At 57.6% G+C, this 16,137-nt stretch carries 16 protein-coding genes; 6 read left to right on the top strand and 10 right to left on the bottom strand.

The features are described 5' to 3' along the window. The 5 genes from DQN55_RS15660 to gloB all read right to left on the bottom strand — a co-directional run bounded on the left by DQN55_RS15660 (position 1) and on the right by gloB (position 7,178). Positions 1-1,074 carry a microcin C ABC transporter permease YejB gene (locus tag DQN55_RS15660; protein WP_048379390.1) on the bottom strand — a complete coding sequence of 358 codons (1,074 nt, stop codon included), beginning with the start codon at positions 1,072-1,074 and terminating at the stop codon, positions 1-3. Continuing rightward, complete coding sequence (locus DQN55_RS15655) at positions 1,075-2,916, bottom strand: extracellular solute-binding protein (protein ID WP_048379392.1); 1,842 nt, start codon at positions 2,914-2,916, stop codon at positions 1,075-1,077. Beyond that, complete coding sequence (locus tag DQN55_RS15650; RefSeq protein ID WP_048379394.1) at positions 2,913-4,742, bottom strand: extracellular solute-binding protein; 1,830 nt, start codon at positions 4,740-4,742, stop codon at positions 2,913-2,915. The genes DQN55_RS15655 and DQN55_RS15650 overlap by 4 nt, the downstream gene beginning before the upstream one ends. A 156-nt stretch (positions 4,743-4,898) precedes the next feature. After that, entirely contained in the window at positions 4,899-6,299 is a 1,401-nt protein-coding gene (locus DQN55_RS15645) for a lytic transglycosylase domain-containing protein (protein ID WP_048379396.1), read from the bottom strand. Positions 6,300-6,398: 99 nt separating this feature from the next. Further along, positions 6,399-7,178, bottom strand: coding sequence for a hydroxyacylglutathione hydrolase (gene gloB / locus DQN55_RS15640; RefSeq protein WP_048379398.1), 780 nt, complete (start codon positions 7,176-7,178; stop codon positions 6,399-6,401). 74 nt (positions 7,179-7,252) lie between these two features. Here gloB and DQN55_RS15635 point away from each other — a divergent pair, with 74 nt between their 5' ends. The 4 genes from DQN55_RS15635 (at position 7,253) to DQN55_RS15620 (ending at position 9,969) form a co-directional block, all read left to right on the top strand. Further along, positions 7,253-8,011 (top strand): methyltransferase domain-containing protein, encoded by a 759-nt coding sequence (locus DQN55_RS15635; protein WP_048379401.1) that lies wholly within the window; start codon positions 7,253-7,255, stop codon positions 8,009-8,011. Between the two features lie 94 nt (positions 8,012-8,105). Then, the gene (rnhA, locus tag DQN55_RS15630) at positions 8,106-8,558 is read left to right on the top strand and encodes a ribonuclease HI (RefSeq protein WP_048379403.1); all 453 of its coding nucleotides are present in this window, start codon (positions 8,106-8,108) and stop codon (positions 8,556-8,558) included. Further along, the gene (dnaQ, locus tag DQN55_RS15625) at positions 8,551-9,309 is read left to right on the top strand and encodes a DNA polymerase III subunit epsilon (RefSeq protein WP_048379405.1); all 759 of its coding nucleotides are present in this window, start codon (positions 8,551-8,553) and stop codon (positions 9,307-9,309) included. The genes rnhA and dnaQ overlap by 8 nt, the downstream gene beginning before the upstream one ends. Before the next feature lie 87 nt (positions 9,310-9,396). Beyond that, complete coding sequence (locus DQN55_RS15620; protein ID WP_048379407.1) at positions 9,397-9,969, top strand: GNAT family N-acetyltransferase; 573 nt, start codon at positions 9,397-9,399, stop codon at positions 9,967-9,969. A gap of 43 nt (positions 9,970-10,012) precedes the next feature. Here the strand turns inward: DQN55_RS15620 and DQN55_RS15615 are convergent, their stop codons facing one another. Together DQN55_RS15615 and DQN55_RS15610 are read right to left on the bottom strand one after the other, a co-directional pair. Further along, entirely contained in the window at positions 10,013-10,924 is a 912-nt protein-coding gene (locus tag DQN55_RS15615) for a LysR substrate-binding domain-containing protein (RefSeq protein ID WP_048379409.1), read from the bottom strand. Positions 10,925-11,013: 89 nt separating this feature from the next. Continuing rightward, a complete protein-coding gene (locus DQN55_RS15610) occupies positions 11,014-11,265 on the bottom strand; it encodes a hypothetical protein (protein WP_048379411.1) in 252 nt (83 codons plus the stop codon). A gap of 196 nt (positions 11,266-11,461) precedes the next feature. Here DQN55_RS15610 and DQN55_RS15605 point away from each other — a divergent pair, with 196 nt between their 5' ends. Further along, a complete protein-coding gene (locus tag DQN55_RS15605; protein ID WP_048379413.1) occupies positions 11,462-12,022 on the top strand; it encodes an NADPH-dependent FMN reductase in 561 nt (186 codons plus the stop codon). Between the two features lie 65 nt (positions 12,023-12,087). Here the strand turns inward: DQN55_RS15605 and phnX are convergent, their stop codons facing one another. Beyond that, on the bottom strand, positions 12,088-12,915 hold the full coding sequence (phnX, locus tag DQN55_RS15600) for a phosphonoacetaldehyde hydrolase (protein WP_048379415.1): 828 nt from the start codon (positions 12,913-12,915) through the stop codon (positions 12,088-12,090). 69 nt (positions 12,916-12,984) lie between these two features. Beyond that, a complete protein-coding gene (locus tag DQN55_RS15595) occupies positions 12,985-14,094 on the bottom strand; it encodes a 2-aminoethylphosphonate--pyruvate transaminase (protein ID WP_048379417.1) in 1,110 nt (369 codons plus the stop codon). 116 nt (positions 14,095-14,210) lie between these two features. Here DQN55_RS15595 and DQN55_RS15590 point away from each other — a divergent pair, with 116 nt between their 5' ends. Next, positions 14,211-15,080, top strand: coding sequence for a LysR substrate-binding domain-containing protein (locus tag DQN55_RS15590; RefSeq protein ID WP_048379580.1), 870 nt, complete (start codon positions 14,211-14,213; stop codon positions 15,078-15,080). Here DQN55_RS15590 and DQN55_RS15585 read toward each other — a convergent pair. Beyond that, positions 15,049-15,945, bottom strand: coding sequence for a LysR substrate-binding domain-containing protein (locus DQN55_RS15585; protein ID WP_048379421.1), 897 nt, complete (start codon positions 15,943-15,945; stop codon positions 15,049-15,051). The two genes, DQN55_RS15590 and DQN55_RS15585, sit on opposite strands and share 32 nt — an antisense overlap. Positions 15,946-16,137 lie beyond the last annotated feature (192 nt).

Here is a 16,137-nt window from a genome sequence, read left to right as displayed (position 1 = left end):
TCAATGCTCCCTGCTTTCAAAGTCGATGCGCGGGTCAACCAGGGTGTATGAGAGATCACCGATCAGTTTCACCAACAACCCGAGCAGCGTGAAGATAAACAGGGTGCCAAAGACCACGGGATAATCACGGTTGATTGCGGCCTCGAAGCTCATCAGCCCTAAACCGTCCAGCGAGAATATGACCTCGACCAGCAATGAGCCGGTAAAGAAAATGCCGATGAAAGCCGACGGGAAGCCGGCGATGACCAGCAGCATGGCGTTGCGGAAAACATGGCCGTAGAGCACGCGGTTGTTACTGAGTCCTTTGGCTTTGGCGGTGACCACATACTGCTTGTTGATCTCGTCCAGGAAGCTGTTTTTGGTGAGCAAGGTCATGGTCGCAAAGTTGCCGATAACCAGCGCGGTCACGGGCAGCACCAGGTGCCAGAAGTAATCGAGGATCTTGCCGCTCCAGCTGAGCTCGTCGAAGTTGTTGGAGGTCAGGCCGCGTAACGGGAACCAGTCGAAATAACTGCCGCCGGCAAACACCACGATCAGCAGGATGGCGAACAGGAACGCTGGAATGGCATACCCCACGATGATCGCCGAGCTGGTCCAGACATCAAAAGGGCTGCCGTGTCGTGTTGCCTTGGCGATGCCCAGAGGAATCGAGACCAGGTACATGATCAGGGTGCTCCACAGTCCCAGGGAGATGGACACCGGCATCTTTTCCTTGATCAGGTCGATGACTTTTGCATCGCGGAAGAAACTCTCGCCGAAGTCCAGTCGGGCGTAGTTCTTGATCATGATCCACAGTCGTTCGGGGGCTGATTTGTCGAAGCCGTACATTTTTTCGATTTCGTGAATCAGCTCCGGGTCGAGCCCTTGCGCTCCCCGATAATTGGAGCCGGCCACCGAGACTTCAGAGCCGCCGCCTGCGATGCGGCTGGTTGCTCCGTCGAAGCCTTCGAGCTTGGCGATCATCTGTTCCACTGGGCCGCCAGGCGCCGCTTGAATGATAATGAAGTTAATCAGGAGGATCCCGAAAAGCGTCGGAATGATCAGCAGCAGTCGCCTGAATATATAGGCCAGCATTTAATGCTCCTGGCTCGGACTTGGGGTGTCAGTCGGCGCGGCAGGTTTCGCATCTGGTTTTATCCACCAGGTGTTGGTGCCGATGTCGTACAGCGGAGTGACCGATGGGTGAGCGATGTGATCCCAATACGCGATACGCCAGGTTTTGATATGCCAGTTGGGTACCACGTAGAAGCCCCACTGCAAGACGCGATCCAGCGCCCGGGCATGATTGATCAGGCTTTGTCGCGATTCGGCGTGGATCAAACCTTCGGTCAGTTGATCAATGGCCGGGTCCTTGAGACCTATGAAATTGCGGCTCCCGGGTTTATCGATACTCAGCGATTCCCAATAGTCGCGCTGTTCGCTGCCAGGTGAGTTGGACTGCGGGAAACTGCCGACGATCATGTCGTAGTCCCGCGAGCGAAGGCGGTTCAGGTATTGGGAGACGTCGACCCGGCGGATCTGCAAGTCGATTCCCAGGTCGCTGAGGTTGCGCTTGTAGGGAAGCAGGATCCGTTCGAACTCGGTTTGTGCCAGCAGAAACTCGATTTGGACCGGCTTGCCCTGGGCATCCACCATTTTGTCGTCGACGATGCGCCAGCCCGCGTCCTGCAGCAGTTTCCAGGCGCGACGCTGATGGTCGCGAATCATGCCGCTGGCATCGGTGACGCTGGGCTCGAAGGTTTCGGTAAAGACCTTGTCGGGGATCTGTCCGCGCAGAGGCTCCAGAATGGCCAGCTCTGCTTCTGTGGGAGGTGCCTTGGCGGCCATCTCCGAGTTTTCAAAATAACTGCCGGTACGCGCGTAGGCGCCGCTGAATAATTGTTTGTTGGTCCATTCAAAGTCGAACAGCAGGCTGAGCGCCTCCCGCACACGTACATCCTGAAACATTGGTTTGCGCAGGTTAAACACGAAACCCTGCATGCCTGTCGGGTTGCCGTTGCGGATTTCTTCTTTCTTCAAGCGGCCCTGATTCACCGCCGGGACGTTGTAAGCGCTGGCCCAGTTTTTGGCGCTGATCTCGAACCAATAATCGAACTGACCGGCTTTGAGTGCTTCCAGTGCAACGGTGTTGTCACGGAAGTAATCGACTGTGATCGCATCAAAGTTGAACAGCCCCTTGTTGATGGGCAGATCCTTGCCCCAGTAGTGGGTGTCGCGCTCATAGCGGATCGAACGCCCGGGGTTGATCTCTGCAACCTTGTAAGGACCGCTCCCTACAGGAATTTCCAGGTTGCTTTTGTCGAATTCACGGGTTTCCCACCAGTGTTTGGGCAGCACCGGAAGCTGGCCGAGGATCAGCGGCAGCTCGCGGTTTTTGTTGTGTTTGAACGTGAACTTCACTTGCAGCGGGCTTTCTGCGATGGCCTGGTCGACGTCGCTGTAATAGCCCTTGAACAGTGGCGAACCATTGGTCATCAGGGTGTTGAAACTGAACACCACGTCTTCGGCACGGATAGGGTGCCCATCGTTGAAGTGGGCTTCAGGGCGCAGGTAAAAACGCACCCAGCTGTTGTCCGGGGCTTTTTCAATCTTCTCGGCGATCAGGCCATACGCGGTGAAGGGCTCATCAAGGCTCTGGCGGGTGAGGGTGTCGAAAGTCAGGTCGATATCCGCCGCCGGAACGCCCTTGTTGATAAAGGGGTTCAGGCTGTCAAAACTGCCGAAATCCGACTTGCGGAACGTGCCGCCTTTGGGGGCGTCCGGATTCACGTAGTCGACATGCTTGAAGTTGGCCGGGTATTTCGGCGGTTCGTCATACAGCGTCAGTGCATGTTGCGGAGCCGCTAGCGCCATGCAGGCCAGGCTGGACAGCAACAGGCCACAGAGCGGTTTTAACAATGTACGCAGAGGCATCATTGGGTTTTCTCCGTAGGCTTTATCCACCACGCACTCAGGCCTAGCGTATAGGGCGGCGTGGTTACGAAGGCGAACCGGTTGCGGTACGCCAGGCGGTGATAATTCAGATACCAGTTGGGGATGCTGTAGTGCTGCCAGAGCAGGACGCGATCCAGCGCCCGCCCTGCCGCCAATTGTTCTTCGCGGGTCCGTGCCGCCAGCAATCGCTCAAGGAGTTGATCGACTATCGGATCAGAGACGCCTGCATAGTTCTTGCTGCCCTTGACGTTGACCTGGCTGGAGTGGAAGTACTGCCATTGCTCAAGGCCCGGGCTCAGGGTCTGGTTGAGCGTCATCAGGATCATGTCGAAATCGAACTGGTCCAGCCGTTGCTTGTATTGAGCGCGGTCCACGGTACGCAGTCGGGTTTCAATCCCGATACTGGCCAGGTTCTCCACATAGGGCTGCAGGATGCGCTCAAGATTGGGGTTTACCAGCAATATTTCGAATTTGAGCGGCTGGCCTTCACGATTGAGCAGACGCTGCCCTGAGAGTTTCCATCCACCTTGTTCCAATAACCCCAGCGCGCGGCGCAAGGTGGCGCGCGGGATGCCTCTGCCGTCGGTTTGCGGCAGGGTAAAGGCCTGACTGAATAGTTCAGGTGGCAGCTGGCTGCGCCAGGGAGAGAGCATCAGCCATTCATGCCCTACGGGAATGCCGTGGGCCGAGAACTCACTGTTGGGGTAATAGCTGAGGGCGCGCTGATAGGCGCTGTTGAACAGCGTGCGATTGGTCCACTCAAAGTCAAACATCAGACCCAGCGCTTCACGCACTCGGGCCTGGTTGAAGGTGGCGCGCCGGCTGTTCATGAACAGCCCCTGGGTTTGCGTCGGGATCTGGTGCGTGATCTCTGCCTTGACCACATCGCCCCGACGCGCAGCCGGGAAATTGTAGCCATTGGCCCAGTTTTTGGCCTGGTGCTCGATGTAGATGTCGAACTCCCCGGCCTTGAATGCTTCAAATGCGACATCGCTGTCGCGGTAGAACTCCACCTGAACCCGGTCAAAGTTGTATTTGCCGCGATTGACCGGCAGGTTGGCCCCCCACCACTGTTTAACGCGCTCAAAGACCAGTTGCCGGCCCGGAGTGACCTTGGTGATGCGATAAGGACCGCTACCCAGCGGCGGCTCAAAGGTCGTGGCTTTAAAGTCGCGTTTGGCCCAGTAATGCTGAGGCAATACCGGCAGTTCGCCCAGGCGCAGGATCAGCAAGGGATTGCCGCCGCGGTTGAACACGAAGCGAATGCGCTTGGGCCCCAGGATATCGACCCGTTGGACTTCCTGAAGATGGGTTCTGTATTGCGGATGGCCTTCTTTGCGCAACAGGTTGTAAGAAAACGCCACATCATAGGCGGTGATGGGGGCACCATCGTGGAAGCGTGCTTCGGGACGCAGGTTGAACACCACCCAGCTACGGCTTTCATTGTACTCGACCGATTGCGCGATCAAGCCATAGCTTGAAGTTGGCTCGTCTCCGGAAGGTGCATATTGGCCTGTACCCGCCATCAGGGTTTCGTTGAGTTCATTGACCCCATATTGCAAGAAGTTTGGGGTTGAGACAGGGCTCGAGCCCTTGAATGTGTAGGGGTTGAGCGTATCGAATGTGCCGAATGCCATGACCTTCAGCGTCCCGCCTTTGGGCGCGGAAGGGTTTACCCAGTCAAAATGGGTGAATGTGGCCGGGTATTTGAGGGTTCCAAATTGCGCGTAACCATGGCTTTCGCTGAGGTTTGCGCTTGCGGGGAAGCTCAAGGCCAGGCTGATGAATAGCGGAAGGAGGGGACGCATCAAGTCAGAGATCCGATCCAGGCATTGGGCTTTTGGTCTTCGTACAGTAACAGCTTGTATCTGTAGGAAAAAGGCCGTGCTGGAAAGCACTACGGGCAAGCTGCTTCCTACATGTATGTAAGATTCAGCTCGCCCGTAGATCCGCGAGTGTTGTGCTTAGCGCGGTTTGGACACAGTCAGCACTTGCCCGGGCTTGAGGGCTTTGGCGCTGTTTGGGTTCCAGCGTTTGAGATGCTGCATTTCGACGTTGAAACGCTTGGCGACGATGTACAGCGAGTCACCTTTTTTCACCTTGTACTTCGTGGCTGTTTTGACGGTTGCCTTGCGCGTGTCTTGCATGACCAGCGTTTGACCGACCTTGAGGTTTTTGCCGGTGAGCTGGTTCCAGCGTTGCAGATCCTTGACATTGACCTTGTTGTTCTTGGCAATGAGCGTCAGGTTATCGCCACTTTTGACACGGTACTTGCGATTGAGCCGGGCCGGTTGCTTGCTTGCCAGGTTGTCGAAGACCGGTTTTTTCGGACGCAGGCTGATCAGCTCTTCGGGTTTCAGGCTGGACAGGTTGGCGGTCAGCAATTGCGCCTTGGAGGTGGGTACCAGCAAGTGCTGCGGGCCATCGATAGTGGCTCGTTGCTTGTACGCAGGGTTCAGCTGGAACATCTCGTCTTCGTCGATCTCAGCCAGCGCTGCCACGCGTGACAGATCCATGGACTGTTTGATCTCGACCATTTCGAAGTAGGGTTCGTTGGCAATCGGGTTGAGATTGATGCCATAGGCTTCAGGGGCCAGAACCACTTGGGACAGGGCCAGCAGTTTGGGGACGTAGTCCTTGGTTTCCTGCGGCAATGGCAGGTTCCAGTAATCGGTGGGCAGACCGAGCTTTTCGTTGCGCTCTATGGCTCGGCTGACCGTGCCTTCACCCGCATTGTAGGCGGCCAGGGCCAGCAACCAGTCACCGTTGAACATGTCGTGCAGACGGTTCAGGTAATTCAAGGCGGCCAGGGTCGAAGCCGTAATGTCACGGCGGCCGTCGTAGGCGCGGGTCTGGCGCAAGTTGAAATAACGGCCGGTAGATGGAATGAACTGCCAGAGCCCTACCGCATTGGCGTGGGAATACGCCATTGGGTTGTAGGCGCTTTCGATGGCTGGCAACAGCGCCAGTTCCAGCGGCATGTTGCGTTCCTCGAGGCGCTCAACAATATAGTGGATGTACAGACTGCCGCGCTCGCCGGCGTTCTCGAGGAACGAGGGATTGCTTGCGAACCACAGGCGCTGCTGTTCAATACGCGGATTGACGTTCTGGCCGTCCTGCAACTTGAAGCCCTGGCGCATCCGTTCCCACACATCCTGTGGGGCCGCGGGGCCAGGTTTCTCGCTGAGCCAGATCGGCTCCTGCGGGATACGCTTGGTCAGTTTGAGGCTGGGCCTTTCGGCTGTTTGTGCCGAATGATCGATGCTTTGGCAGCCCGCGAGCGTCGCGGAAACAGCCAGCGCGATGGCTTTAACCAAGCGCGTCAATGCGTCTGAATTGATGGATTTACGTATGGATGACGACATTGGCTGGAAGTTAGTTCCGGGCAAAAATGTCGGGGGATTCTAGAAAGCACATGGGGCGCGGTCAACCGTTCAGAATTTTTGTGCCAACCGCGACCCTGATTAGAACTTATCTTTCCAGCTGCGCAGGCTGGCAAAGACCGAGCAGGGCGACGTATTGTCGAGCTTGTTCCACTCGTCAGCTTTTTCTTTAACGGATGTTTCACCGACTCTCAGGAAGGGGTTGGTACGCAATTCGAGGGCCATGGTTGATGGCAAACTGATGCGTCCCTCGGCGCGCCATTGCGTCACTTGGGCCATGCGCATGGCAACTTCGGGGTTGTTGGGTTCTACCGCCTGGGCAAAGCGCAAATTGCTCAAGGTGTACTCATGGGTGCAATACACGCCGGTGTTGCCGGGGAGTGCCGCCAGACGGCTCAGCGAGTGGTGCATCTGCTCGGGCGTTCCTTCGAATAGCCGTCCGCAGCCAGCGGCGAACAGCGTGTCACCACAAAACAGCAACGGTGCCGTTGCGTCAGCGTGATAGTAGGCAATGTGCCCGAGGGTGTGACCGGGGACGAGGAATACCTCGAACGCCAGGCCCAGTACTTCAATGCGGTCATTGTCGCCGAGCGCCACTTGTCGGGCCGGGATGTTCTCCTGTGCCGGACCCCAGACCTTCGCGTTAGTGTGTTTATGCAGTTGTTCGACACCGCCGACATGATCGAAGTGATGGTGGGTAACCAGAATGTCGCTCAGTACCCAGTCCGGGTGCAGGTCCAGCCAGGCCAGAACCGGCGCGGCATCACCCGGATCGACCACGGCGCAGCGCTTGTGGAGGGTGTCCTGTAACAACCAGATGTAGTTGTCACTAAAGGCGGGCAGGGCGTCGATCTGTAACATGGTGCAATTCCCAAGTACGAAACAATGGCGCATCTTAGAGCGTGTGATAGGTGGATGGCGAGTTGGAGGGAGCAATGACCGATAAAGCATTGGCTCAGGCTGATCCTGAGTGGCTGGCGCTGATCAGTTCGGCCCGCGAATGGCTGTCGGGTCCCCATGGACAGCTGTTGCTTGCAGAGGAACAGCGCGTACTCGAGGACGAGCTTGGACGCTATTTCGGTGGTTACCTGGTGCATTACGGCCCTGGCGCCGACACTCCGCCAAAGGCCCCTCAGGTGCAGCGCAATGTACGGCTCGGGGCGCCTTTGCCAGGCGTCGAAATCATCTGTGAAGAGCAGGCCTGGCCTTTATGCGAGCATGCTGCCGATGTGGTGGTGTTGCAGCACGGTCTGGATTTCTGCCTGTCACCCCATGGTTTGCTGCGTGAAGCGGCCAGCAGTGTGCGCCCGGGCGGGCACTTGTTGATTGTCGGCATCAACCCGTGGAGCAGTTGGGGGCTTAAGCATGCTTTTGCCAAGGACGCACTGCGCCAGGCACGTTGTATTCCGCCTTCGCGCGTCGCCGACTGGTTGAATCTGCTGGGCTTCGCGCTGGAGAAACGCCGCTTCGGGTGCTATCGTCCGCCGCTGGCCTCAGTTGCCTGGCAGAGCCGTTTGGCCGGCTGGGAACGCAGGGCGAGCAGCTGGCAATTGGCCGGTGGCGGCTTCTATATACTGGTCGCCCGCAAAATGGTGGTGGGCTTGCGGCCTGTCAATCCGTCGCGTCGCGAACCGATGGGCAAGCTGATCCCATTGCCGATGGCCAAGCTCAATCGGCGCCATAGTGATTCTTGAGCCACTCCTGATCAATTCAGGGCCGGATCAGTCCGGCCTCTGGTGCTGCTGATGATTATTGGCAGGCCACAATACCCTTTTTGGATAGTTTGTAATGACCGATAGCGTTGAGATGTTCACCGATGGTGCCTGCAAGGGAAACCCGGGCCCGGGCGGTTGGGGAGCCTTGCTGGTTTGCCAGGGTGTAGAGAAAGAACTCTGGGGCGGCGAACCCGATACGACCAACAACCGCATGGAACTGATGGCAGCGATTCGCGGCCTCGAAGAGCTCAAGCGCCCCTGCGAAGTGCTGCTGGTGACCGATTCACAGTACGTGATGAAGGGCATCACCGAATGGATGGTCAACTGGAAAAAGCGCGGCTGGAAAACCGCTGCCAAAGAACCGGTAAAGAATGCCGATCTGTGGAAGTTACTCGATGAGCAGGTCAACCGCCACACCGTGAAGTGGCAGTGGGTTCGCGGCCACATTGGTCATCACGGTAACGAGCGTGCCGACCAGCTGGCCAATCGCGGCGTGGATGAAATGAGGGGCCTCAAGCATGCGTAGTGTTGTACTCGATACTGAAACCACCGGTATGCCGGTCACCGATGGCCACCGGGTGATCGAGATCGGTTGCGTCGAGTTGATGGGCCGCCGACTGACCGGGCGGCATTTTCACGTCTATCTGCAACCGGACCGTGAAAGTGACGAGGGCGCGATTGGCGTCCACGGCATTACCAACGAGTTTTTGGTGGGCAAACCCCGTTTCGCAGAAGTCGCCGATGAGTTTTTTGACTTCATCAAAGGTGCGCAACTGATCATTCATAACGCTGCGTTTGACGTGGGCTTTCTGAATAACGAGTTTGCCTTGATCGGGCAGACAGACCGGGCCGACCTGACGCAGCATTGCAGCATCCTCGATACCCTGGCCATGGCTCGGGCGCGGCACCCGGGGCAGCGCAACAGCCTCGATGCCTTGTGCAAACGCTACGGTGTGGACAACTCGGGCCGTGAGCTGCACGGCGCTTTGCTCGACTCCGAGATTCTCGCAGACGTTTACCTGACCATGACCGGCGGCCAGACCAGTCTGTCACTGGCAGGCAATGCCTCTGATGGCAATGGTTCTGGTGAAGGTTCGGGCAACCAGGCCACTGAAATACGCCGTCTGTCGGCTGATCGTCAACCAGGCCGGATTATTCGTGCAAGTGAAAGCGACTTGACCGAGCATGCGGCGCGACTTGACGCCATTGCAAAATCAGCGGGTGGTCCATCGCTGTGGACGCAGCTTCTCGACGCCAAAGGACAGACGTTGCAGTAACCGCGATTGTTGTCGCCACTGTTAGTTCCTGTGGCGGTAAACCGACATCGTTCAGGGGGTATCCGTGACCGGAAATAAGGATTTTTCATGCATCTGGTTATGACCCCCAAGGACCCTGAAGTTTCGGTACGTTTGGCCGATGAAGGTTTCGCACCCTATATCTGGGGCAACGACTTCAGCTTTGAAGTGCGTGCCTATGCCCGCGTCGACCGTCACAAAAAGGTCGAGCAGTGGCCATTGGATATGATCACCCCTTATCGCAAGTGCTACGGCATCGATCCTGATGAGTTTGCGAGCTATCGAGGTGCACCCGATAGTGCGATCTTCATGGCTTATCTTGATAATCAGCCTGTCGGTCACGTGGTGGTCAGCACCAACTGGAACGGTTATGCCCATGTTGATGAACTGGCTGTGGCCGCTCCGGCCCGTCGTCATGGTGTAGCCCGATCGTTGCTGGATGTCGTCAGGTTCTGGAGTCACAAAAAAAACCTGCCGGGCATCGTGCTCGAAACCCAAAATAACAACCTGGGCGCCTGCCGTTTGTATGAGCGGTGCGGGTATCAGGTGGGTGGGGTGGATTATCTGCGTTATCGCGGTATTGACCCGCAGACTGCTGAAGTGGCCATTTTCTGGTATTTGTTGTTCGAGAGCCGCGACTGACCTGCAACACCGGCCTTTGCAGCCGGAGGCCAGTGCAGCGTTTTTACAGCGCCACCACTCCCTGGTCAGCGAGCATACTCTCAGCTTTCTGGCGCACGATATCCAGCAAGGCATTCAACGCGAGTCCGGATTCGCAACCCTTGCGCGTCAAGGCATACAGGGTCACAGGGATGGCCGGGGATAACGGGCATACATCCAGCCCGCTGTTTTTGGCCCCCACCGCCGTAAACGGATCGACCAGCGCCAGCCCTTCACCGGCTTCCACCATGCTGCGCATCATCTGATAGTTCTGCACCTGAATCTGTATTACCGGCACCGGATGCAAGGCTTGTACTTTGCTGTCCAGCATGCGGCTCAGGGGGTCGTGCTGTTCCAGGCCAATCATCGCTTGTCCGGCAAGATCCTGCAGCGCTATGTATTTTTGCCGGGGGGAGAGCCAGCCGTGCGGGGCCAGAAACTGTACCTTGCCCTGGGTCAGCTTCAGGCAATCGATACCTGACTGCGTGGAGGGGTGCAGGCTGAGGCCAATGTCGCACTCGTCCATCAACAAACGTCTCGCGATTTCCGTGCAGGGCTGGCTGCTCAGCGTGGTCGGCGTATCGGGGAAGCGGCGTCTGAGTGCAGCGATACAGTGGGGCAGCAAGGGTTGAGCCAGTGTTTCGCTACAGACCACGCGTAATGCCGGCTCCTGATGTTGGCGCAACGAATCGCCAAGCCGTTTCAGCGGCTCGAGCTCCAGGTACAACTGGTCGATGCGGGGTTGCAGCAGAAGGGTTTCACGCGAGGCCTGCAGCCGCCCGCGAACGCTGGCGAACAACATGAAGCCAAGTTGTTGTTCTGCCTCCTGCAGCGTGGCGCTGAGGGTGCTCGCAGGCAGCTGCAGCAACTCGGCCGCATGGCCGAGGTTACCTGTTTGCAAAATAGCCTGAATTACTTCGATATGGCGTAAACGCATGCTTGAAGTCCATGTGCAGCAGATGAGGTTTCAGTGTTGAGAAGCCTGATCCAAGTCTTATCCCATGACTTCAGCGATATGCCGGGCAATTAAGCCTGTACGACAGGAGCGACAGGCGCCTCGGTCACAGGGAATTCCGGTTCACGAATCAGTTCGACGCCCGATTGCACCAACTGGAACTGATTGCCACTGATCCTGGCAACACGGTCGCCGATCGCCAATTTGTAAGTGACGACAGGCTGACCGTCTACTCCTGGGGTGGAATTTTGAAACTCATGCACGGAATAGACGCGGCCTTCCGCATCCCTTGCATGAAATTGCCCAACGAGAACTGCCGACATTTGTAGAGAACCTCTGGAGATAAACACCCAATTTTCGGTTCTGTAGACCGTTGTTCAGTAGGGGAAGTTTAGCAATGTGAAAAAAATAGTCCGGCTACTTTACAGGCTTGCAGGCTGATAGGGTGAACTGGGGTGCAAGAAAGGCTTCCAATCATCTATAACTAATCTTCTTTCAGTCACAGACTTGGGGTTTTCCATGAGCAAGGTCTTCGATGTTGCAGTATTGGTCGGCAGTTTGAGAAAGGATTCCCTCAACCGAAAAGTGGCCCTTGCCTTGGCGGAACTGGCCCCGGCCAGTCTGAAGCTGAAAATTGTCGAAATAGGGGATCTGGCACTTTATAACGAAGACATCGACGTTACGCCGGCACCTGCGTCCTACACCGCTTTTCGCGATCAAATACGCCCGGCGGATGCCGTACTGTTTGTGACACCCGAATACAACCGCTCGGTGCCGGGTGTGTTGAAGAATGCCATCGATGTGGGGTCGCGCCCTTATGGGCAAAGTGTCTTCAACGCCAAGCCGGGCGCAGTAATCAGTGTCTCACCGGGGGCCATCGGCGGATTTGGGGCTAACCATCATTTGCGCCAGTCGCTGGTTTTCCTCAATGTACCCTGCATGCAGCAGCCAGAAGCCTATTTGGGCGGTGCGGGGGATGCATTTGATGCCTCGGGGAAACTGTCTGAAAAAACGCGTCCGTTTCTGCAGAAATTCATCGATGAGTTTGCCCGCTGGGTCGAACAACATCACAAGGCCTGATAGCTCAGAGCCATAAAAAACGCGGCAGGCCTGAGTCAGGGCTGCCGCGTTTTTTGTCAGCGTACTCAGCTGCTTTGCGGCATCTCGCCCTGGGCCAGACGCTTGTTAATGTCAGCAATGACCTCCGGCAGGTCGCTGATGGTGTCGATCAAGTAATGTGGGCGCGAACCTTCGAACAGGGCGTGGATGCGCTTGCGTTCCGTGGCCAGGGTTTCAGGGGCCAGTGCCTTGTATTGCGCATGGGTCAGGCCCAGAGCGTTACCTGAGCACACGAGAGCGACCGTCCACATGCCGGCGCGACGGCCTTCGAGAATGCCAGGAACCGTGTCGTCGATCTTCACGCAGGCGCCTACATCATCAATACCCAGCGCGATCACGTTGGCCAGTGCCTGGGCTGGCCAGGGACGGCCGTTCGGTACTTCGTCGGTGGCCACTACATGGTCGGCGACGTAGCCATTGGTGGCAGCCAGTTCAACCACTTTGGCCATCACTTGTGCCGGGTAGCCCGAGCAGGAACCAATCTTGATGCCTTGAGCGCGCAGGGCGGCGATGGTGTCCAGCGCGCCGGGAATCAGTGCCGAGTGCTCGGCGATTTTTTCGATTTGCAGCGGCATGAAACGCTCATAAATAGCGGTCACGTCGTCGTCGGTCGGTGCGCGGCCAAAGACTTTTTTGTAGCGTTCAGTGATTTGTGGTTGATCGCACAGCGTCCTGATGTGATCCCACTTGCCCATGCCCATCGGGCCTCGGGCTTCTTCGATGGAGACCTGCACGTCGAACTCGCCGAAGGCCTCGACAAAGATCTGGGTCGGGGCGAAAGAGCCGAAATCGACCACGGTGCCAGCCCAGTCGAGAATGGCTGCCTGAAGCTTGCTTGGATTGGTGTAGTTCATGTCATTAAATCCTGTGTGAGCGGGCTGTGCCGCACGGAAAAATCAAAGGTGGAGCGAAGGCGATGAGGTTCAGATTTCCAGCACTTCCATTTCCTGCAGCACTTCGGCCACGGCATTGACCGCCGCCCGCATTTCGGCCTGGTTAACGTGGCCGATACAGCCGACCCGGAAGGTCTCGACCTGAGTCAACTTGCCTGGGTACAGGATGAAACCCTTGGCTTTAACCCGTTCGTAGAAATCCTTGAACTGGTAGCGAGGATCTTTGGGGGCATGGAAGGTAACGATAATGGGGGCTTGAATCGCCTCGGGCAGAAAGCTGCGGATGCCCAGGCTGGCCATACCGTCGAGCAAGGCCTGGCAGTTGTTGGCATAACGCTGATGGCGAGCCGGCAAACCGCCTTCTTCGTTGTATTGCAGCAGTGCCTCATGCAGGGCGGCTACGACGTGGGTGGGCGGGGTGAAGCGCCATTGCCCGGTCTTGACCATATAAGTGTGCTGATCATGCAGGTCCATCGCCAAAGAATGGCAGTTGCCTGCGGCATTGCTCAGTGCCTCTTTACGGGCAAAGACAAAGCCCATGCCCGGCACGCCTTCCAGGCATTTGCCGGAGGCTGCGATCAGTGCATCGAAGGGGACTTGCCGCGCGTCGATGGGCAGGGCGCCGAAAGAACTCATGGCGTCAATGATCAGGCGCTTGCCATGTTGGGCGATGACGTTGGCGATTTCTGGCAGCGGGTTAAGAATCCCGGTGCTGGTTTCGCAGTGAATCAGGGCGACGTGGGTGATGCCAGGATCCGCGCTCAGCAAGCGATCCACGTCGCTGGCTGTAGTGGGTTCGTCTTCGGCCGTTTCGAAGGTGCTGAAGCGACGTCCCAGCACCTCGCAGATTTTGGCCAGACGCTTGCCGTAGGCGCCGTTGATCAGCACCAGAACCTTGCCATCGCGTGGCACCAGGGTGCCAATGGCTGCTTCGACGGCGAAGGTGCCGCTGCCTTGCAGCGGCACGCAGTAATGGCTGTTGCTGCCATTGATAATGGCCAGCAATTGCTCGCACAGGCTGGCGGTCAGTTGGTTGAAGCGGTCATCCCACGAGCCCCAGTCGACCATCATGGCCTGGCGTGTGCGCGCCGAGGTGGTCAGTGGGCCAGGGGTCAACAGGATCGGCGCGGCAGTACTCATTCTGGTTTCCTCACAAGCGTTGGGATGGCTACTGGATACACGGCATAAATTGCAGTTTGAGTTGATATCAATCAAATTGTTTGTTGTTATGCCAGCCATCAGTGAGGGTTATGCATGTGAATTTGTTCCAGCTTCGTGCGTTCGACGCAGTGGCCCGTGAAGGCAGCTTTACCCGTGCTGCGGCCCGATTGTTTATCAGCCAGCCGGCGGTCACCGGGCACATCAAGACCCTTGAGGAGCATTACCAGATCACCTTGCTGCGGCGAACTGCGCGGCGGGTTGAGCTGACAGAAGAGGGCATCAAGCTGGCCGCCATCACCCGTGCCATGTTTGGTCTGGTTGATGAGGCGCAGGTCATGCTTGAGGCCAATCGCCAGTTATTGACCGGGCGACTTGAGGTGGCGGCCGATGGTCCGCATATGGTGATGCCGATGCTGGCGAGCCTGCGGGCACGTTATCCGGGGATTACGGTCAATCTGCGGCTGGGCAACGCACAGGAAACCCTGGCGGCACTGCTGTCGGAGCACGTTGATGTGGCGGTGCTGACGGAGATAGAACCGCGCAAAGGATTGACCCTGCGGCCTCTCGTCGAGTCACGGATCTGCGCTCTGGTCCCGGCGAGCCACCCGTGGCTGGCGTTACCGGAAGGGATCGACATTGCGCAGCTGGATCAAATCATCATGGTGTTGCGTGAACCCACTTCCATTACCCGGCGCACCTTTGATGAGGCGTGCGATAAGGCCGGGGTTAACCCGCGTGTCCTGCTGGAGCTGGACAGCCGTGAAGCAGTCACCGAGGCCGTGGCCGCGCAGCTCGGGGTCGGGATCGTATCGTCTATCGAGGTCAGCCATGATCCGCGCGTAGGGGCGGTACCGATCAAGGGCGAAGGGCTGGCCAACCGGCATATGCTCGGCTGCATGGAACGCCGTGCCGAGCTGCGGTTGATCAAGGCTTTCATGGCGCTGGCGCCGGAGCACACGCCCTGAGGTCCTCACGCACGATATCGAGAAAGGTGGACACCACCCGACGTGAACCCTGCTCCCGCAGACAGACCAGGGTTTCAGTCAGGCGCCTGTTGCAATCGGTGATCGGCAAAGCACAGACACGCGAGTCCGAGCCGAATTCGGCCGCCGACACTACCCCCACGCCGATGCCGACGACCACGGCTTCCCGTGCGGCTTCGCGTCCCTCGACCTGAATCGCCGCACGAATGCGCAGACCTGCACGGTTCATTTCTTCCTCGAGGGTTTGCCGAGTCACCGAGCCGACTTCACGCAAGACCAGCGGCGTGTCATCCAGGTCGGCCAGGCAAATGGAGCTGCGGCCGGCCCAGGGGTGGGTGCGCGCTACAAACGCCAGCATCGGGTCGCTGCGCAACGGCACACTGAGCAGACGCTCATCATTGATATCACGCCCCAACAACGCCAGGTCAGCCTGGTAGTTGAACAGGCGTGCCAATGACTCATCGGTGTTGCCGGTTTCGATTTTGACGGTGATCCCCGGGTAGCGTTCGCAGAAACGGGCAATCTGGGGCAAGACATGAACGGGAGCGTCCACGGCCAGAACCAGACTGCCCGTCAGCAACGCCTGGGAATCCTGCAGCAACTCATGGGCTTCGGCCTGCACCACAAACAGGCGTTGGGTCACACTCAGCAGCCGCTCACCCAGATCGGTCAGACGTACCGAGCGCTTGTTGCGGTGGAAAAGTTGCACGCCAAATCGTTCTTCGAGTTTTCGGACTTGATCGGAGATGGCCGGCTGGCTCAAAAACAACCGCTCGGCAGCGCGAGTGAAACTGCCATGTACCGCAACCGCATGAAACGCTTTTAACTGTGCGTGGGAAACCGACATCGGACCACCTCTCACAAGCTGAGCTTATTAGTGAAATACGATAAATCGATTTTACCTATTAGTCAGTAATTGCTTTTATCGACCTCAGCCCGGCGTTATGTCCTCGATAGCGCCGGGTCGTGACTTGCCCCTGCGCGATCCTGAAACCCAATAAAAAACGGATCGTCGTGGTTTGTCTGATTAATCCCGCCC

Origin of the sequence: Pseudomonas taetrolens, assembly GCF_900475285.1 — a bacterium.
Lineage (GTDB): Bacteria > Pseudomonadota > Gammaproteobacteria > Pseudomonadales > Pseudomonadaceae > Aquipseudomonas > Aquipseudomonas taetrolens.
Note: the sequence above shows the minus strand (reverse complement) of the source record. Positions and strands in the feature narration are given on the sequence as shown.